The sequence below is a fragment of the Enterococcus dongliensis genome (assembly GCF_031927985.1).
Classification (GTDB): domain Bacteria; phylum Bacillota; class Bacilli; order Lactobacillales; family Enterococcaceae; genus Enterococcus_A; species Enterococcus_A dongliensis.
Window position 1 is genome coordinate 201485 of record NZ_JARPZC010000004.1, and the last position, 18279, is coordinate 219763.

The 18279-nt window shown below is 36.5% G+C and carries 19 protein-coding genes; 10 read left to right on the forward strand and 9 right to left on the reverse strand.

Annotated features, from left to right (window positions below; genetic code table 11):
* Window positions 1-151: 151 nt before the first annotated feature.
* Window positions 152-1216: a type I restriction endonuclease gene (locus tag P7D84_RS05180; protein ID WP_311805368.1), complete on the forward strand. Its 1065-nt coding sequence runs from the start codon at window positions 152-154 to the stop codon at window positions 1214-1216.
* A gap of 482 nt (window positions 1217-1698) precedes the next feature.
* Here P7D84_RS05180 and lepA read toward each other — a convergent pair whose 3' ends face one another.
* Complete coding sequence (lepA, locus tag P7D84_RS05185) at window positions 1699-3537, reverse strand: translation elongation factor 4 (protein WP_137603225.1); 1839 nt, start codon at window positions 3535-3537, stop codon at window positions 1699-1701.
* A 305-nt stretch (window positions 3538-3842) separates the two neighbouring features.
* On the opposite strand from lepA, the gene P7D84_RS05190 reads away from it, so the two are divergent.
* From P7D84_RS05190 to P7D84_RS05200, 3 genes are read left to right on the forward strand one after another with little or no spacing between them, the layout of a single operon-like run.
* Window positions 3843-5060, forward strand: coding sequence for a GNAT family N-acetyltransferase (locus P7D84_RS05190; RefSeq protein ID WP_311805370.1), 1218 nt, complete (start codon window positions 3843-3845; stop codon window positions 5058-5060).
* Complete coding sequence (locus P7D84_RS05195; RefSeq protein ID WP_137603227.1) at window positions 5047-5556, forward strand: nucleoside 2-deoxyribosyltransferase; 510 nt, start codon at window positions 5047-5049, stop codon at window positions 5554-5556. The genes P7D84_RS05190 and P7D84_RS05195 overlap by 14 nt, the downstream gene beginning before the upstream one ends.
* On the forward strand, window positions 5546-6208 hold the full coding sequence (locus P7D84_RS05200) for a DUF2238 domain-containing protein (protein ID WP_311805372.1): 663 nt from the start codon (window positions 5546-5548) through the stop codon (window positions 6206-6208). Before P7D84_RS05195 ends, P7D84_RS05200 begins: the two co-directional genes overlap by 11 nt.
* Window positions 6209-6245: 37 nt before the next feature.
* Here the strand turns inward: P7D84_RS05200 and P7D84_RS05205 are convergent, their stop codons facing one another.
* Window positions 6246-6737 (reverse strand): pyridoxamine 5'-phosphate oxidase family protein, encoded by a 492-nt coding sequence (locus P7D84_RS05205; RefSeq protein WP_311805373.1) that lies wholly within the window; start codon window positions 6735-6737, stop codon window positions 6246-6248.
* Between the two features lie 220 nt (window positions 6738-6957).
* On the opposite strand from P7D84_RS05205, the gene P7D84_RS05210 reads away from it, so the two are divergent.
* The gene (locus P7D84_RS05210) at window positions 6958-7671 is read left to right on the forward strand and encodes an HAD family hydrolase (protein WP_311805374.1); all 714 of its coding nucleotides are present in this window, start codon (window positions 6958-6960) and stop codon (window positions 7669-7671) included.
* 210 nt (window positions 7672-7881) lie between these two features.
* On the opposite strand, the gene P7D84_RS05215 is transcribed toward P7D84_RS05210, so the two are convergent.
* From P7D84_RS05215 to P7D84_RS05230, 4 genes are read right to left on the reverse strand one after another with little or no spacing between them, the layout of a single operon-like run.
* Window positions 7882-8568 carry a beta/alpha barrel domain-containing protein gene (locus P7D84_RS05215; RefSeq protein ID WP_137603231.1) on the reverse strand — a complete coding sequence of 229 codons (687 nt, stop codon included), beginning with the start codon at window positions 8566-8568 and terminating at the stop codon, window positions 7882-7884.
* 27 nt (window positions 8569-8595) lie between these two features.
* Window positions 8596-9210, reverse strand: coding sequence for a glycoside hydrolase family 73 protein (locus P7D84_RS05220; RefSeq protein ID WP_311805375.1), 615 nt, complete (start codon window positions 9208-9210; stop codon window positions 8596-8598).
* Window positions 9211-9219: 9 nt separating this feature from the next.
* Entirely contained in the window at window positions 9220-10002 is a 783-nt protein-coding gene (locus P7D84_RS05225; RefSeq protein ID WP_137603233.1) for a M15 family metallopeptidase, read from the reverse strand.
* A 16-nt stretch (window positions 10003-10018) separates the two neighbouring features.
* Window positions 10019-10552, reverse strand: a complete 534-nt coding sequence (locus tag P7D84_RS05230; protein ID WP_137603234.1) for a hypothetical protein — start codon at window positions 10550-10552, stop codon at window positions 10019-10021.
* 166 nt (window positions 10553-10718) lie between these two features.
* On the opposite strand from P7D84_RS05230, the gene P7D84_RS05235 reads away from it, so the two are divergent.
* Window positions 10719-11678: a Gfo/Idh/MocA family protein gene (locus tag P7D84_RS05235; RefSeq protein WP_311805376.1), complete on the forward strand. Its 960-nt coding sequence runs from the start codon at window positions 10719-10721 to the stop codon at window positions 11676-11678.
* A gap of 96 nt (window positions 11679-11774) precedes the next feature.
* A complete protein-coding gene (locus P7D84_RS05240; RefSeq protein ID WP_137603236.1) occupies window positions 11775-12368 on the forward strand; it encodes an FUSC family protein in 594 nt (197 codons plus the stop codon).
* A gap of 133 nt (window positions 12369-12501) precedes the next feature.
* Here the strand turns inward: P7D84_RS05240 and P7D84_RS05245 are convergent, their stop codons facing one another.
* The 3 genes from P7D84_RS05245 to P7D84_RS05255 all read right to left on the reverse strand — a co-directional run bounded on the left by P7D84_RS05245 (window position 12502) and on the right by P7D84_RS05255 (window position 15421).
* Window positions 12502-13203, reverse strand: a complete 702-nt coding sequence (locus tag P7D84_RS05245) for an ABC transporter ATP-binding protein (RefSeq protein WP_137603237.1) — start codon at window positions 13201-13203, stop codon at window positions 12502-12504.
* Between the two features lie 219 nt (window positions 13204-13422).
* Complete coding sequence (gene nagA / locus P7D84_RS05250; protein WP_137603238.1) at window positions 13423-14568, reverse strand: N-acetylglucosamine-6-phosphate deacetylase; 1146 nt, start codon at window positions 14566-14568, stop codon at window positions 13423-13425.
* Between the two features lie 76 nt (window positions 14569-14644).
* Window positions 14645-15421 (reverse strand): helix-turn-helix domain-containing protein, encoded by a 777-nt coding sequence (locus tag P7D84_RS05255; protein ID WP_446493933.1) that lies wholly within the window; start codon window positions 15419-15421, stop codon window positions 14645-14647.
* Window positions 15422-15817: 396 nt separating this feature from the next.
* Between P7D84_RS05255 and P7D84_RS13820 the strand changes: the two genes are divergently transcribed.
* The 3 genes from P7D84_RS13820 to P7D84_RS05270 all read left to right on the forward strand — a co-directional run bounded on the left by P7D84_RS13820 (window position 15818) and on the right by P7D84_RS05270 (window position 18223).
* Window positions 15818-16747 (forward strand): hypothetical protein, encoded by a 930-nt coding sequence (locus P7D84_RS13820; RefSeq protein WP_376716913.1) that lies wholly within the window; start codon window positions 15818-15820, stop codon window positions 16745-16747.
* A 107-nt stretch (window positions 16748-16854) separates the two neighbouring features.
* A complete protein-coding gene (locus P7D84_RS05265; protein ID WP_311805379.1) occupies window positions 16855-17547 on the forward strand; it encodes a hypothetical protein in 693 nt (230 codons plus the stop codon).
* Window positions 17548-17650: 103 nt separating this feature from the next.
* The gene (locus P7D84_RS05270; protein WP_311805380.1) at window positions 17651-18223 is read left to right on the forward strand and encodes an AAA family ATPase; all 573 of its coding nucleotides are present in this window, start codon (window positions 17651-17653) and stop codon (window positions 18221-18223) included.
* The last annotated feature ends 56 nt before the right edge of the window (window positions 18224-18279 follow it).

The window sequence follows — 18279 nt, forward strand, 5'->3', positions numbered from 1 at the left end:
TATTTATGATCTATTGAGTCACTACGGATTGCCCGAGCATGTTGCTCGTTTTATTTAAATATATGAATTGTCTAGATAACAATTAACAGGTTAAAAATATTGGTATTCATGGATGATTCGTATAAATTAAAATGATTGGAGTTTTTATATTATGGAAATGGATACATTCAAAGAATCGCTCAAACAATTGGGAAAACGAGTTGAGGAATTAAAAGATAGTATTGGAACTGAAGAAGCTACAAAAACTTCCTTAATTATGCCGTTTTTTGCTACTCTCGGATACGATTTATTTAATCCTACTGAGTTTGTTCCTGAATTTACTGCTGACGTAGGGATAAAAAAAGGAGAAAAAGTTGACTATGCAATTGTCCTTGAAAGTAAACCTACTATTTTAATTGAAGCAAAATCAATTAATGAGGTTTTGACGAAACATGATTCACAATTATTTAGGTATTTTGGTACTACAGAATCTAAATTTGGAATTTTAACAAATGGGCAAGAATATAAATTTTTTACAGACCTTGATGAACCAAACAAAATGGATCTAGCACCTTTTTTAACTGTGGATATTACTAAAATCAAAGATACTCAATTTCCTGAATTAGCAAAATTCCACAAGGAAAATTTTGATGTAGACAAAATTACAAGCTCTGCTGCCGAGTTAAAATACTTAAGTAGATTGAAAGACTATCTTTCTTCAGAAATAGATAATCCAAGTGATGAATTTGTTAAGTTCATCCTAGGAGAAATCTATGATGGAATGAAAACAAAACAAATAACTGATAAGTTTAAACCAATAATTAAAAAAGGCTTAAATCAATTTATTTCTGAAAAAGTTAATGACAAACTAAGTGCAGCACTGAAATCATCCGTATCAATTGAGGATAACGAACCTATTTCCGCATCTGATACTACTGACCCTGATGAGCCAGAAATTGTCACAACTCCGGAAGAACTCGAATCTTATACTATTTGTAAAGTGATTCTGAAAGATACTATACCTTTAGACCGTCTGTTCTATCGAGATAATCGCAGCTACTTTAATATCTTACTAGATGACAATATTAGAAAATGGATTTTGAGAGTTAAATTTAAATCAAATGGGATGAAAATAGAGTTGAATGATGAAGATAAAACAATTATCGATCTGTCTAACCCTATTGATATTTATAATTACTCTCCAGAAATTATTGCTATTGTAGAAAAATTTTTATAGATTTCTACCTGCTATCAAGTGTGAGCTTAATTAAATCAAGAGAGTGTGAATATTATTGGGAGTAGTTTTGGATCAATACATTGTTAATTTAAGCAATTGTGATATAAACACTAAACAAAAGTTTCATTCACAACTTCTAACTCTTTTACTCATTACGAAATCGCAGGCGATAATGTAGAATATAAATAATTCCACTATAAGATCAGCCTTCGGGCTTTTCTTTTTAGCCAAAAAACAAACATACGCTTTGTTTTTTGGCTAATTATGTATATGAAGAAACGATTGTGAATGGGCATGTTAGAAAAATTGCAATAAATAACATTACATCGTAGAAATAGCAAAAGTTGATAGTAAACGTCACCTTGCACAAAAAAGAAATCTTATTGAATTAAAAAAATTGTCGCCCATTTAAAAATTTGGGCGACAATCAGGTTAAACTTTTGAAAATTCATAAACTATTTACTTTTATTCTCAAAAAACTCTTATTTTTTCTTAGGTTCGTCCTCGTCCATTTTCAGCACGGCCATGAATGCTTCTTGTGGTACTTCGACGGAACCGATTTGTTTCATCCGTTTTTTACCTTCTTTTTGTTTTTCTAATAATTTACGTTTCCGAGAAATATCTCCACCGTAACATTTGGCCAAAACATTTTTGCGTAAGGCTTTGATGTCTGTTCGTGCGACGATTTTTGTACCGATAGTTGCTTGAATGGGTACTTCAAATTGTTGACGTGGAATCAATGTTTTTAATTTATCAACGATTGCACGACCACGTTCTTGGGCAAATTCGCGGTGAACGATGAAGCTTAGTGCATCGACTTTTTCAGCATTTAATAAGATATCCATCTTCACTAAGCGACTTTCGCGATAATCGGCCATTTCATAATCCAAGGATGCATATCCTTTTGTACTTGATTTCAACTTATCAAAAAAGTCAAAGACGATTTCTGACAATGGGATATGGTAAATAACATTTACTCGATACTCATCTAAATAATCCATGGTAATAAATTCTCCACGTTTGCGTTGAGAAAGCTCCATCACAGCACCCACATATTCATTTGGTACCATGATATTAGCTTTTACAAAAGGTTCCTCCACGTTTTGAATTTTTGATGGGTCAGGAAAATCAGAAGGATTATCTACGATTAGTTGCGCTCCATCGGTTAAGTTTACATGGTAAATAACTGATGGCGCTGTTGTGATCAGTTCCAAGTTGAATTCACGTTCTAAGCGTTCTTGTACGACATCCATGTGCAACAAACCTAAGAAACCACAACGGAAACCAAAGCCAAGTGCTTGAGAAGTCTCAGGTTCAAACTGTAGAGCTGCATCGTTTAATTGTAATTTTTCTAGTGCTTCTCGTAAATCATTGTAACGAGAAGTATCGATTGGATACAATCCACAAAAGACCATCGGGTTCATTTTACGATAACCGTCTAAGGCTTCTTCTGCAGGATTGTCAGCAAGGGTGACTGTATCCCCTACACGAGTATCTTGAACAGATTTGATGCTAGCAGTAATATAACCTACATCTCCTACCATCAAATAATCCCGTTGGACTGTCTTAGGAGAGAAAACACCTACTTCGGTCACATCGAATGTTTTGCCATTGCTCATTAATTGAATTTTATCGCCTGGACGGACGATCCCATCTGTAATCCGAACGTTTAAAACGACTCCGCGATAACTGTCGTAAATCGAATCAAAAATCAAGGCTTTTAGCGGTGCTTCCAGATCGCCGCTTGGTGCTGGTACATTTGTTACGATTTGTTCCAAGATTTCACTGATTCCAATTCCTGTTTTAGCACTTGCTAAAACAGCATCTTCTGCATCGATCCCGATTACGTCTTCGATTTCTTTACGCACCCGTTCTGGATCAGCTGCGGGCAAATCAATTTTATTGATGACTGGCAAAATCTCTAAATCATTATCTAAAGCCAAATAAACATTAGCTAATGTTTGTGCTTCGATTCCTTGTGCTGCATCAACAACTAATACTGCTCCCTCACAAGCAGCTAGACTGCGGGAAACTTCATAAGTAAAGTCGACATGTCCCGGTGTGTCGATCAAATGAAAAATATAATTTTGACCATCATTGGCGGTATAGTGCAGTTCTACTGCATTTAATTTGATCGTGATTCCGCGTTCGCGTTCTAAATCCATTGAATCTAGCAATTGTTCTTGCATTTCTCGGGAACTTACGGTATTGGTTTGTTCTAAGATTCGGTCAGCTAGTGTTGACTTCCCATGATCAATATGCGCGATGATCGAAAAATTTCGAATCATTTTTTGGCGTTTCTTCATTTCTTCTATATTCATTAAAGTTCCTCATTTCTTTTAATCAGCACTGTCAATTATACCAACGTTTCTAATAGAAAAAAAGTCTTTTCCCCTTTTTCTCAAAGTCGGTAAGAGAAATATTATCTTGGTTTTGCTATACTTAGAAAGTTAATTGTATTTTGCGAAATTCGATGGATACGATGGTTCACACTTTTTGTAAAAAAGTTGTACACTATAAATAAGTTCCCTAATCTTTTTAGTCTTTCGTAAAAATATATGTAGCAACAATCCGAATTCATTTTGTTAAAAAATGATTCCTTTAGTATGAATTAGGAGATGAACGAATGGATAATGACTTTAGGAAACAGCTCGTCTTAAAGCCTGTTGGTGAGGAACATCTAGCGCAATATGACGAACTGCTCAGCTATGTTTTTCAAGTAACTGAAAGCGATATTGAAAATAGTGGATATGAGAATAAACGAGAAATGGTTCGGGCGAAAAAGCCCGTGTTAGAACAATCAAAAGTGTTTGGCTGGTTCCATCAGGATCATTTGATTTCCCAAATCGCGATCTATCCTTGTGAAGTAAATATTCACGGAAAACTCTTTAAAATGGGGGGAGTTACCGGAGTCGGCACCTATCCTGAATATGCCAATCATGGTTTGATGCGAGACTTGATCGAAACAGCTTTGAATCAGATGCGTGCAGACAAGCAATGGATTTCTTACCTATATCCTTATAATATCCCCTATTATCGCCGTAAAGGCTGGGAAATTATGTCCGATAAACTCAGCTTCAAAATCAAAGATACCCAACTGCCTAAGCAAATCGAAGTACCTGGGATTGTTGAACGCAAAGAAGTCGATGATCCGGATGTTTACCAAGTATATCATGAATTTGCCTTAAATAATCATGGAGCGATGATCCGAAAAAAATTGAACTGGGAAGAATACTGGCGATTTGAAAATGAAGAAGAACGGATTGCCGCAATTTATTATGATGCAAACAAAAAAGCAACTGGCGTTTTATTTTATTGGATCTCAGATGAAGTCTTTCATATTAAAGAAATGTTTTATTTGAACCAAGAGGCTCGCAATGGGCTATGGAATTTTATCAGCGCACATTTTTCGATGATCTATTGGGTCAAAGGAGATATTTATAAAAACGAGCTCTTGTCTTTTTTACTAGATGATAGTGAGATTACTGAAACAATCGCTCCATTTTTTATGGCACGAATCGTAGATGTTAAAGAATTTTTGTTAAATTATCCTTTTGAAAAACCGGTTGAACCGTTTTATTTTGTCGTAGATGATCCTATCGCAGAATGGAACAATGGAATCTTCGCACTTAGCTGGGATAAAGCAGGAAAATTGACTATTTCCGATCAGCCGCAAGGTGAACGTATCCAATTGAATATCCAAACGCTGACTTGCATGCTGATGAATTATCGACGTGCTGCCTACCTTGCCCGAATCGAACGGCTAGAGGCAGATAAAAAAGCAATTGAATTATTAGAAACAACAATCCCAGATATGGAGGCTTATTTTAGTGACTACTTCTAAACATATTTATTTTGCTGCACCATTATTTGCTCAAAGCGATTTATTTTACAACCAACATCTAGTAAAAAAAATCCGTGAACTACCTGCTGATCTTACCGTCTACTTACCTCAAGAAAATGATGGAATCAATGACAAATCAGCTTATGCCGATAGTAAGATGATTGCTCTTGCCGATACAGAGGAAGTGATAAAAAGTGATTTAATGATTGCTTTGCTGGATGGACTGACCATCGATGCTGGTGTCGCTTCTGAGATCGGCGTAGCATATGCCAAAGGAATCCCAATCCTTGCGTTATACACTGATTCTCGTCAGCAAGGAGCAGATAACCAAAAAAAATTAGCTGCTTTAAAAACTCCTGCAGAGAATCAATTTCATTATTTGAATCTTTATACAGTCGGCTTAGTTAAATTGAATGGGGCAATTGTTGCTACTGAAGATGCTTTGTTGGAAAAAATCACCGCTTTTTTAGAAGGTAGGAATTTTTATGACTTATAAAAAATATCGAATCGCTTTATTGATTTTTGGCGTTCTGTGTCTTAGCTACAATATCTATGAATTTGCTATAAGCAAATATTCGACAAAACAAGGGATTATTTTCATCATCGAATGTTTAGCAGGTATTGCTCTGATTTTCTTGCCAGAAATTATTACAAAACTATTTAGACTTGTTTTACCAGAGAAAATCATTTATTTTTATTGGTTTTTCCTTGTTATCTCAGTCTTTTTAGGAACTTCTCTACACATGATTTCAATCATCTCTTTTTGGGACAAGGTACTGCACACGGTTAGCCCTATGGTCTTAACCGCTTTAGGTTATGGATTGATCGGTTTCTTTATGAAAAAAGCAGATATCAGTCAAACATCGCCTTGGTTGTTTTTATTATTTGGTTTTGCTTTTGCAGGTGTGTGCGGTGTTTTTTGGGAGTTTTGGGAAATGCTCTGTGACTCAGTCGCGGATATGAACTTGCAACGCTATGCAACTTCTACCGGAAAACTTTTGATTGGTCGAGCCGCATTGATGGATACGATGGGAGATCTATTAACAAATACAATCGGTGCTGTTGTGATGGGTATTTTCGCCAGCATCCAGAGTCGTGGAAAAGTTAGCTATTTTCAAGAATATCGCTTAAAAAAAATTAATAAATAAAACGTCTCAAAACCGCTTAAAACGGTTTTGAGACGTTTTATTTCTCATCAGGATGAATATTTTCTTTCATAGTGTATGACGCGAGTGTAATCTTAATAATTTCTGTTTTTTGCAACATCTTCACAGGTATCTCATCGAAAGGTTTATTTTTTGCGGCATGATCCATCAAACGATGCAACGCCTCCCTTTTTGCATCTAAGTCTGCCAAAAATTCTGCTTGGCCAAAACCAATCAAACTTTGATAAGCATAAGAATAAGTCGATGCATTCATCGACCCTTGAATCAATAGATGTTTTCCATCCATTTCCACGGCCACTTTAGGAGCATTTTTAATCATAGAAATTTTTTTCCCTTCATTTGCGCCATGGATAAAAAGAATCAGCTGTTCTTTGTTCCATTCATACCCAAAATTTACTGGGACCACATAAGGATATTCTTCACCATTTAGAGCAATCCTTACTACTTGAGTTTCTTCCACAAAATCTTTGATTGCAGTTAGATCTGTTACTTGTCTCTTTTTTCTTCGCATAGATTTCCCACCCATCTCTACTAACTATAATAGATTAAATTTTAAAAAGAAATCTTTTTTTCAGTCACAGATACTGAAAATTGATAGACTGCGGTTTGTCTTTTTTAGTAGTAAAAACCTTTATAAATCAACGATTGATACTTTTTTTAGGTAATTTTTTATACTAAAATGGCTACTGTAATTAATTGAAAATTTGCTGAAAACGAAAGGCGTGTCGATTTTGATTGAAACTGTCGTATTTGATATCGATGATACTATCTACGATCAACAAGAACCGTTTCACAAAGCGGTCCAAAAATTATTTCCTTTAGTAACTGAGGAGGATATGCTGCCTCTTTATACTCGCTTTCGAGTTCACAGTGATGCAAACTTTAATAAAGTCATCACACAAGAATGGTCATTAGAATATATGCGTTCTCACCGCATTCGTCAGTCTTTGAAAGATCGGAACTATCCTCTTATTACTTCTCAAGAAGCTCTGCATTTCCAAGAAATCTATGAAGAAGAACTTGCCGCGATTACTATGCATCAGGAGATTGAAAAGTCCTTAGATTTCCTAAAAGAAAAAAATATTCCCGTAAGTATCATTACTAATGGGCCCACAGATCATCAATATAAAAAAATACTACAGTTAGGTTTATTGAATTGGATTGATGAAGACAATATCATTATTTCACAAGCTACGGGTTATGAAAAACCAGATGTTGAAATTTTTGAGCTAGGAAAACAACAATTTTCTTTGAATCCTGAACATTCTTTGTACGTCGGTGATAACTTCATCAACGATGTTATTGGTTCAAAACGGGCCGGTTGGCAAGCTCTTTGGTTAAACCACAGAAAACGTGAACTCCCTAAAGAAACTGCTCCTATACATGACATCGAACTGACTTCTTTTGAGCAGTTATTACCAACCTTCCAACATATGTTTGCATAAAGCGCGAAATTTTTTCGCGCTTTTTTTACCTTCGATTAAGTAAAGTGATTGTTCCCCCATTTTTTGATAATTTTTTTCAACATAATCACGAGAGACCATTCGGTTTTTATATTCATATCGTCCAAAGTGGATTTCCCATATTAATCTTAATTGCAGCTAAATCTTTGCACTAAAAATGACCGAAATCATTTATCTGACTTCGGTCATTTTTTATTGATGGTTCTCATCATATTCCATTTTACGGTATTTTTCCATTTTCTTACTAAACAATACACCATTAGATGGTGGCGTGTACGTAATGGCATTGGCACCTGCTTCAATCGTTGCTTCAATTGTTGATTCATCAGGACCACCTGTTGCAATGATTGGCAACTTGGGATACTTTTGACGAAAATGACTGACTGCTTCTACCGTATCTTTCCCAGCACTGATATTGATAATATCAACGCCTGCTTCAAGTTTCTCTTTAATCTTAGAATATTTTGAGGTGACTGTTGCAATCACGGGAACATCTACGACATCATAAATAGCACGAATCGTATCCACTGGTGTCGGACCATTGACAACAACGCCAAGACTCCCTTGAGATTCTGCAAACATTCCCATATATGCCGAACGAGCGCCATGAGTCAATCCACCTGCCACTCCTGAGAATACTGGAATATCTGCTGCTTCGATAATACTTTTAGTGATCGCTGGATGTGGTGTGAATGGATACACCGCAATCACTGCATCGGCATCGGTATTTCGGATGATCGCAATATCTGTCGTAAAAATAATCGAACGGATTCGCTTTCCAAAAATTACAATGCCTGAAGCCTCAGAGATTACTTTTGGAACTCGAACAATGTCTTGCCGCAGTTCAGTCATTATTTCAGGTACGTTATTATCTGACATAAGCCCATCTCCCTTTTTTCAATTCTACTATGGATGATCGTATTGACCCAAATTATATGTTTCAATCACACTGATAATTTTATTTGCATAATCTGGATCCGTTGCATATCCTGATGTCTGTAGAGCTTGTGCGGCTGCTTTATAATCAGTAGCCGTCAAGACATTCGCATAAAGTTGCGGGTCCCAATTAGTTCCATTTACAAATAACATCGTATGATCGTCTAAAGATTCTTCCCATGATTGATAGACTTTGAACTCTCCTTGGATCGTGATCCACTGTTCATTGACATATTCTTTTGTTTCAAGGCTGACTTTTGGTTGATTACCAGAGGCTTTTATCCCAAAAAGATTGTTGTACTGACTAGCTAATTGCGACTGGCCCCAATTAGATTCTAAAATAGCTTGCCCTAAGATAATACTTGGTAAAATTCCATAGCCTTGCTGCAATTCTTTTGCATGAGGAGCTAGCCGATCGATAAACGATTGATGAGTAGGTGCTTCTTCATTTTGATTACCGTCATTCCAAAAATGGGTAATTGACTGTAAAGAAAAAACGAAAGCCAACCCAATCACTAAGATCCCTGCAAAAATCAGCGGGATCGAAGCTTTGGACTTTCGTTTTTGAACGTTCTTTTTAGGCATAGTGCCTCCTTACTTGGCTGATAACTGTTTTAAAAATTCTTCTAGTGTCAGATTGTGTTTGGTGATATATTCAGCATTTTCTTTACCAACATAACGAATATGCCACGGTTCGTAAGTGATTCCTGTAATATCTTGACGGTCTTTAGGATAGCGAATGATAAATCCGTATTTCGCAGCATTTTCAGCAATCCATTTTGCTCCAGGCTGATCACTATAAGAAGCATCCAATACTTGCGTTGAATAAGAATCATACCAATCTTGATCAACAACATCCACGGCAAGCCCCGTGTGATGTTCACTATAGCCCGGCTCTGTGATAGTTTCTTTAGTCTTTGCGATAGCCTCTTCTTCTGATAGACCATTTCCACTAATTAAACTATTTACATTTGTATCAAAAACTTCTTTTTGAGATTCTACTGAGCGAAAAGCCGAAATAATTACTAAAGGAAAACCAGCTTTGGTGGCCGCATCAGAAAAAGCTTCATAGTCCTTTGCGATTCGACTATCTACTTGATGACTGTTGTCTGATAATGTAGTCAGTTTGTCTTCAGAAACTTCTTCTTCAATTTTATTTTTAGGACCGACTAACACCAGATTCCAATCCTTTGCGTCGGCATCAGGCAATGCTTTTTGTACAGCATTTTTCTTTTTCGTTGTTTTCTTCTTTTCAAATGAGTAAGTCGTCGTTGTAGCTTTTTTAGTATCTGATTCTGCAGGCGTACTATAAAAAAGCGAATAGGCAGTCATTCCAAACATAATGATGACTGAAAGTAATCCTACTATTTTTTTCAATTAAAAAATCCTTTCATTAGTCGTCTAACAACGTATAAGTCTCTGTCAGATTTTCATTTACCCAATCAAGCAATGCTGTTTTTGTATGGGCACTTGCAATCTGATTTTGGATATGCGCTGGTAAACGAAAGCTTAGTATATCACTATAGCCCCAATTGTCGTAATCGATCGTTACACGTAAATCAATGAAGTCTTGATTTTCTTCTTCATTTTTATTTTTAAAAGGGATCATCTCAACTTGTGCTAATCCGCTAGCAATCCATTTTTGCGCAATAATCGTCTTCATCTCGCGATATTCAGCAACAGCTGTTGGTCTTTTTTCAGGAAACAAAAAGGTTTGTCGAATGACTTTTTGGCTCAACATCCATTCGTAATCGCTGAATAAGTTTTTAATTTTTTGATTTGCTTCTGGCGATAGATTGTTTTGGCCTGCTTTCCATTGCTGCCACTGAACGTCACTAACTCCCAAATAATCTAGGTAAAAATCCTGTTCTGTATGAAATTGTTCAAAAATTGCACTCATCACTAAATCTAAATAAATTTGATTCACGTTAACCCCTCCTTTTCTATTCTACTGAATTTTTGGATAAAATACACCTCTTTAGCAAATGGATTGAAATTTTTTAATATTTACTGCTATACTTTGAAGAAAAGCAGCTATTTTTTCAAAATTTTGAAACATCACTCATGATTTAAGTACATTTAGGAGGAAGATTATGACTGACTTACAATGGGGCATCATCGGACTTGGAAACATCGCACATGATTTTGCAGAAAGTTTTGACCAAACGACAAGTAAACTCACAGCTTGTGCTTCCCGAACATTGGAAAAAGCTGAAACATTTGCCAAACAGTTTCATTTGCCAAAAGCATATGGTAGCTATGAGGAATTACTGGCAGATGAAGACATTTCTATTATTTATATCGCTGTCCCAAATCGCCAACACTATCAACATATCAAACAAGCTTTAGAAGCTGGCAAACACGTCTTGTGTGAAAAAGCTATTACGATGGATTTTGCTGAATTGCAATCAGTAATTGAATTGGCTCAACAAAAACAGTTGATTTTAGCAGAGGCGATGACGATATTTAATATGCCGCTATATCAAGAGTTGCATGACTTAATTGCCAGTGGTCGACTAGGAAAATTAAAAATGATCCAAGCGCCGTTTGGTAGTTACAAAGATCCTGATCCAACAAATCGTTTCTTTAATCCTGAATTAGCTGGCGGAGCTTTGCTGGATATCGGGACTTATGCAGTTTCTTTTGCACGTTGGTTCTTAACAGAACAACCTGAAGTGATCGCCTCTACTATGGTGCCATTTTCTACCGGTGTAGATGAGCAGTCTATAACGATTCTTAGAAACCAAAAAAATGAGCTGGCAACAGTCAGTTTGACTTTTCAAGCAAAAATGCCTAAAAAAGGGATTGTAGCTTTTGAAAATGGCTACTTAACGATTGATGACTATCCTCGAGCAGATAAGGCAGAATTAATTTTCAATGATGGGACAAAAGAATCAATCGAATCTGGTTTCACTAGCAATGCGATAAATTACGAAATTGAAAACATGGTACAGATGGTCAAAGGTGAAATCCCGAATAAGTCCTTGTTCTTCACTAAAGACGTTATCGAAATTTTAGATCACATGCAGCAAAAATGGCAATCAGAAAAATAATTCCTCCCAAAAGGCCTCCAACGAGTGAGGTCTTTTGTTTTTTTGTCATTTTTTAGTTAAACTATTATATATAAAGAAAAAAAGGAGGAGATTTTATTGCAAATTGGTCGTTTTCGTTTAGGTATGCGAACGCTGAAAACTGCATTAGCTGTCTTGCTATGTATCTTGCTATTTCATGTAACCGATCGCGGATCTCCTCTGATTGCCGCATTAGCCGCTGTTTTTTCCTTGCGACAAGATTTGAATACCAGTATCTCTTTTGGTCGATCGCGTGTTTTAGGGAATTCACTAGGTGGATTACTTGCTTTGATTTTTTATTATATCCAAGCCTTTTTTAAAAATGATTTCTTTGTTGAATTGCTTGTGCTCCCGCTTTTTGTCATTTTGGTCATTGTTCTTTCAGACGGACTGAACAACAATTCAGGAATCATTTCAGCCATCGCCACGATGTTATTGATTGCTTTGAGTATTCCACAAGGCGAGTCGTTTTTATATGCCTTAAATCGCGTATTAGATACTTTTATAGGAACCATTATTGGTATTTCTTTGAATGGAGTCATTTCTCCACAAACAGACGAAAAAGAAAAACAAATCAAAGAAGATTTAGTTGAGTTACGAAAAAAAGAAGCAGAATTGAACAAGATGCTTTATAGCGTCCGAAAGCAAATAAAAGATCAATCTCAAAAATAAGATTGACCATGAAATGACAATTATTCTAAAAGATAGAAGCTTTTGTGTTGGTAGGAAATCTATGATGATTTTCTACCAACATTTTTGTCTCAATAAATACTTGATCCTAATAAAAACTCTTCACGTTAGTTTCTTACCATTGAATATCATCGATTGCCTGCGGTGCATCATTGAGCTCTTCGCTACGTACCTTGGCATCATTGATTCGAATCACACGATCCGCCATCGGTGCAATCGCTGAATTATGAGTAATGATTACAACCGTTGTCCCATTTTTACGTGCTGTGTCTTGCAATATCTTTAAAATTTGTTTTCCGGTTTCAAAATCCAAAGCACCTGTTGGCTCATCACATAACAATAATTTCGGTTGTTTGGCTAACGCCCGAGCGATGGTTACTCGCTGTTGTTCTCCGCCGGATAGTTGCGCAGGAAAGTTATCCATTCTCTCTCCTAAGCCAACCGATTGCAAAACGGTTTTTGGATCTAGTGCATCGGCAACAATTTGTGATGCCAACTCGACATTTTCTTTTGCCGTTAGATTAGGTACTAGATTATAAAATTGAAAAACAAAACCAACGTCATTTCGCCGATATGTAGTCAACTCTTTATCGCTAAAAGTAGCGATATCCGTTCCATCTACGACCACTTTTCCTTCGTTACAATTGTCCATTCCGCCCAAAATATTCAATACAGTAGATTTTCCAGCACCGCTAGGACCCAAGATTACGGCGACTTCTCCTTTTTCAATTGAAAAATTTATTTTTTCATTTGCCTTAATGATGGTCTCACCCATCTGATAATATTTGCTTTCATCGATTACATCAATATATGACATATTTTGCTCCTCCTCCGTCAACAATAGCCAAGAGAGCGACTTTATTTTTTAGTTTACCATAGTAATTAAAAAAACCAACGGTAGATCTTAGAACTACTTTAAATTTTTAATAACTGCTATGGATAATAAATTGGATGAACAGCAATCTTTGCCATATATTTCCATTCAAGAAACACAAAAAAACTCGGTCAAAAAAGACCGAGTCTAAATTATTCTTTATTAAGCGTGATACCGTTGGACACCATCTAAATATGTCGCTACTAGATCCATATTCGATTCCAAAACGATAAAGTCTGCCGCACGCCCTTCAGTGATTGATCCACATACATCGTCAATCTTACAGCTGACAGCTGGTACGTATGAAGCCATCATGATCGCTTGTTCTGGTGTTGCAATATCCCATTCAACCACATTTTTGATTGCTTCTTTTAACTTCAAGATACTTCCAGCTAAATTGCCTGATTCAAGCCGAGCAGTTCCTTCTTTCACGACTACTGGAAATTCACCTAAATTATAGTTTCCATCAGGCATGCCGCCAGCCATCATGCAGTCAGTAATCAAAGCAACATGATCGTGGCCTGCTTTTTCCATCAATACTTCAGCTGCTTGAGGATGCACATGATGTCCATCACAAATCAATTCAGAAAAAACATGTTGTAAAGTCAGTAATGCCCCAACCATCCCTGGTTCACGATGATTTAATCCGCGCATACCGTTATAAGCATGAACAAAAACACTTGCACCAGCTTCCACCGCTGTCTGTGCTTCTTCCAAAGTAGCATTTGAATGCCCCAATGAAACAACGACACCTTCGTCAGTTATTGTTTTAACAAATTCTTTGACGCCTTTGCGTTCAGGAGCTAAGGCAATTTTCTTAATCAATCCCCCAGAAGCCTCTTGCCATTCATGGAATGTATCTAAGTCGGGATCGCCAAAATAGCTAGGATTTTGAGCGCCTTTATGTTCTTCGGTAAAGAAAGGACCTTCAAAATAAATTCCTTGGATTTTTGCTCCGTCAACTTCTTGATAAACTTTTCCGATGGTTGCCGCTACATCTTTTAAACGTTCTTTAGAAGAGGTTAAAGTTGTAGGTAAGAAGCTTGTCACGCCACAAGATAAAAGCCCTTCTGACATTGCTTTGATGCCTTCTGCGTCATTATCCATAACATCGTGATTTTTGTACCCATGAATATGGGTATCAACTAATCCAGGAGCAATCCATTTTCCACTGTGATCAATAATCTCTGCATCAACCGGTCTTTCTTTCGTATATGTTCCAAAAATGCCATCAGTGACATCTAAATAACCTGCGTTTTTAACACCAGAGTTTAAAAAGAATTTGTCAGCATAAATAAATGTTTTCATTGTGAGTTCTCCTTTTTTCTTTGTACCTTAACGTTACTCCTGAATGAATTGTAAGTCAAGAATGGTGTAGACCATTCTATAAATCTTTTAATTTTTCTAAAGCACGTAAGATCTTCCGATAGCTGATTACTGAATAAAGCTCATCCCGACTTTCCAACATTAGAATCTTTAATTCTAACAGTTCTTTTAACTTATAGTAACTACATTGCTGGCGGTTCCACTTCAGTCCCATATCAACAACTTTTTCGGCTAAATCAAAACGCTCTTGTTTGAATAAAAAAGTTCCATAATTCACAAAAAGATTACTCAATTCACTGCGCTCTGAATAATCTGCCATCATCGTTTGGAACAACTCAAAACTTTGGCTGTAATAACTTTTGGCTTTATTTACATCGCCTAATACGGCATACATTTTACCAGCAAAACTCAAGAGTAAGATCCGGCTATCAAAATAACCATTATACTTTTTGGACACACAAATTGAAAGTCCTTGGATTGTGTAATTCAACGACTTTTTAGGATCCTCATCAATAAAATAAGCACAAACAGCTTTGAAAAAACAAGCAAGTTGCCGATCTTTGTCAAGGTGAGTGATCTGACGTTCATCCAAATACTCTAATGTCGTTCGGATTTCTAGATACTTTCCGACTCTTAAATACATAAACATTTTATTGAAATATTTTCGTAAGAACAACTCTTCTGGCAAAAAATCAAGCATCAATTGGTCGATTGTGATCCCTAATCGATGACAAAGCTGTTGGATCACAATGATATTGGGAATCTCTTCATTATTTTCGATTCGGCTCAAGACACTTTGAGAACAGATTCCTCGAGAAAGATCTTTTTGTGTCATACCGTGTTCTTTTCTGAACTCTTTTAAGACTTCACCAATCGCTGCCACTGTTGATTCCTCCAAAATATGCACATTCACATTTTACTAGCTTCATTCTAGCCGATGACTAAATAACAAGCAACTCTTGTGTTCGAAATAGACGAGCGCCTGATTTGACAAGAACGATTTTGCAATCGTCTTCAATCATGTTTTTTTGCAAAAAAAAGAAGACACCAAAAATTGGTGCATCTTGTATGCGACGAATGGGATTTGAACCCACATGACCCTCAATCATGCTTGGCTGCAACCATTAGTTAGTAAGTGATTTGATATTAATTTATATTGTATTTACCAGTTACTAGTTAATCATGATACAATATTTTAAACAAGAATTTTTTTATGAAAGAGGGTTATTTTTTGAAAAAGATTATTGGTGCCTTGTTAGTATGCTCTGTCCTGTTATTTTCAGCAAGTTCGAATGATAAGAAGACTGATTCAACAAGAACAAAACTACAAACAAACATTTCAAGTCAAAAAGAGGCATCAGTTGACTTAGAATCAATCATTAATAATTTCAAAAAAGATGGATTAACAGTCAATGAGGTTAAATCCATGACAAAAGAAGATTTTGGTATGGCACCTATGTCTGCTAAAGAAGCCAAGATTTTTGGTATTCAAAAAGATGACTCAGGTGAGTACATGAACGCCAGAATTTTTCTGTTTGAAAAAGAAAAAGACCTCAGTAAAACAAAAGACTATTATGATGATTTAGGTAAGGAATCAGCAATGGCCTTTTCTTATACTGCAGCAAATGAAGAGAAATTAATTCTTATGCAATTTAACGGAGATTTATCTCAAAACTTAGTTCAAAAATACGCTGATTCTGCCGATTTGAAACTTACTCCTACCAATTTTACTAGCTCGACAGAATCAACCAGCCCATATACTGAACAAAATAATGATAGTTCGGATAATAATACCAGCACTCAATCGTCAGTTTCCCAAAGACAGGGTTATGGAGATCATAATGCAAATATAAGAGACGCAAGATATCAAGAAGCGATTGAAAAAGGTGCTACTGAACAAGAAGCTACTGCTTTTGCTAACGGAAGCGAGCCAATATATGTTCCACAAGCTCCTGGACCAACTGCTGACGCACAGGGTTCTAGTGCTCAACAAGATGCAGACAGCTTGTCACTTACAGACTTTGTAAATAAGTATGGTATGTCTCCAACTGCTTGGAAAGTGCAAAATGGGATGTCTGAGGAAGAAGCGTTAAGAAGCACACAAAGTCTTACTTCTGGCGAAATGCAGCTCGCTTTTTCGAAATATGGAATTAAGAAGTAATACAGCACTGGAAAACTCTGACGATTTTATTTTACTGGCGACTAATGCTACCTGCCATTAAATGGGAGTTGAAAACTATTAGCATTAGGAAAATTAGGAGGAAAAAGATGAAAAAACTTAGTATTGCTTTGTTGGTATGCTCTGCTTTACTCTTATCCGCTTGCTCAAATAGCAAAAAGGCTGAATCAACTGATACTACTTCTAAGCAAGAAACAAAAACAAGTTCGACAGATGAATTGAAGAAAAAAGAAGCTGCTAAAGCCAACAAACGCGCTGAGGAAGCAGAAAAGAAAAAACAAGAAGAAATCTCTAAGAAAGTTCTCGAAGCCGATACAGCTATGAAAAATGCCGAAGCAAATCCGACTGACGAAACTGTTGAAGTAGCAAAAAAATCGGTCGAAACGATACCAGGTGGTAATAATGAACTGCAAAAAAGACTTGAGGCAGTTACAGGGAAATTGAACGAGATCAAACAACAGGTTGCCGCACAGCAAGAACAACAGCAATCAATACAAAATCAACCACAAACAACAAATCCAGATCCTAACTTTATAGATGTCGATGGGAATGGATTTGATGATCGATCCCCTTTCAATGATCCGGCAGCACGTGAAGATAATCGCCGTCGAGAAGCAGAAGCTCAGCAACAGTATTGGGACCAATACAATCAACAGCAACAACAAAATGATGCAGCTGCGCAGTTAGATCAGTATCGCTCTGATTTTCAAGCTCAAAATGGACGTGAACCAACTTCAGGAGAGATTCAATCGCAATGGCTGAAAGAACAAGGTTTGGAATAATCAAACAAAAAAATTAGCCTTCGGGCTTTTATCTCCCCGTCTAGCGGCGCCGGATCGATTCCGGCTTGGGGAATAATTTTGATAGAAATGAGGAGTAATTAACATGAAAATCAAATTGAAGAAAGTTTCTATCGATGATTTTAGAAATTTGACTGATTTACGTTTTGATATCGGCAGTAGGATAACTGTACTATCCGGGCATAACGGTGTGGGAAAATCTAGCTTGCTTTCTCTAATTGCTTCTACAACTGGTACTAATAAGAAAAGACTCGACAAAAAACCGTTTCAGCCTGAGTTTGATGACTACTTTACAATAAACTCAGATGAGCCCCTGAAAAAATACAGGCTTATTTGTGAGTACGAAACTTCTGACGAGTTTGTTTTTGCTAAAAGAATCGGATTTAGAAATGATTCTGATTCAAATCGCGGCGTACGTGCCCTGCCACGAACCTACCCTAAACTAGATAGTAATGACACTGTAAAAAGTGTAGTTGAAGAGGTAAAGAGCAAATTAGGCATCACAGATTCTTCAAGAGTTCCAATACCTACAATTTACTTAAGTCTTTCTAGGCTTTATCCTACTGGGGAAACAGAGGTAGATTCCACAATTTTGAGAAATACTAATGCAGTTATTCAAAAAGGTTTTCATCAAAAGGGTTCTGTTGCAAAGTTTTAAATCTACTATCAAATAAGGTAGAATAATAGAAAAAGATAGCAGGAGGAATGACGATG

Coding starts and splice junctions, on each gene's coding strand:
- P7D84_RS05200 (WP_311805372.1), top strand. CDS start 5,546: ATGACTTATAAAAAATATCGAATCGCTTTATTGATTTTTGGCGTTCTG.
- P7D84_RS05190 (WP_311805370.1), top strand. CDS start 3,843: ATGGATAATGACTTTAGGAAACAGCTCGTCTTAAAGCCTGTTGGTGAG.
- P7D84_RS05245 (WP_137603237.1), bottom strand. CDS start 13,203: ATGTCATATATTGATGTAATCGATGAAAGCAAATATTATCAGATGGGT.
- nagA (WP_137603238.1), bottom strand. CDS start 14,568: ATGAAAACATTTATTTATGCTGACAAATTCTTTTTAAACTCTGGTGTT.
- P7D84_RS05180 (WP_311805368.1), top strand. CDS start 152: ATGGAAATGGATACATTCAAAGAATCGCTCAAACAATTGGGAAAACGA.
- P7D84_RS05270 (WP_311805380.1), top strand. CDS start 17,651: ATGAAAATCAAATTGAAGAAAGTTTCTATCGATGATTTTAGAAATTTG.
- lepA (WP_137603225.1), bottom strand. CDS start 3,537: ATGAATATAGAAGAAATGAAGAAACGCCAAAAAATGATTCGAAATTTT.
- P7D84_RS05255 (WP_446493933.1), bottom strand. CDS start 15,421: ATGACACAAAAAGATCTTTCTCGAGGAATCTGTTCTCAAAGTGTCTTG.
- P7D84_RS05215 (WP_137603231.1), bottom strand. CDS start 8,568: ATGTCAGATAATAACGTACCTGAAATAATGACTGAACTGCGGCAAGAC.
- P7D84_RS05265 (WP_311805379.1), top strand. CDS start 16,855: ATGAAAAAACTTAGTATTGCTTTGTTGGTATGCTCTGCTTTACTCTTA.
- P7D84_RS05220 (WP_311805375.1), bottom strand. CDS start 9,210: ATGCCTAAAAAGAACGTTCAAAAACGAAAGTCCAAAGCTTCGATCCCG.
- P7D84_RS05235 (WP_311805376.1), top strand. CDS start 10,719: ATGACTGACTTACAATGGGGCATCATCGGACTTGGAAACATCGCACAT.
- P7D84_RS05205 (WP_311805373.1), bottom strand. CDS start 6,737: ATGCGAAGAAAAAAGAGACAAGTAACAGATCTAACTGCAATCAAAGAT.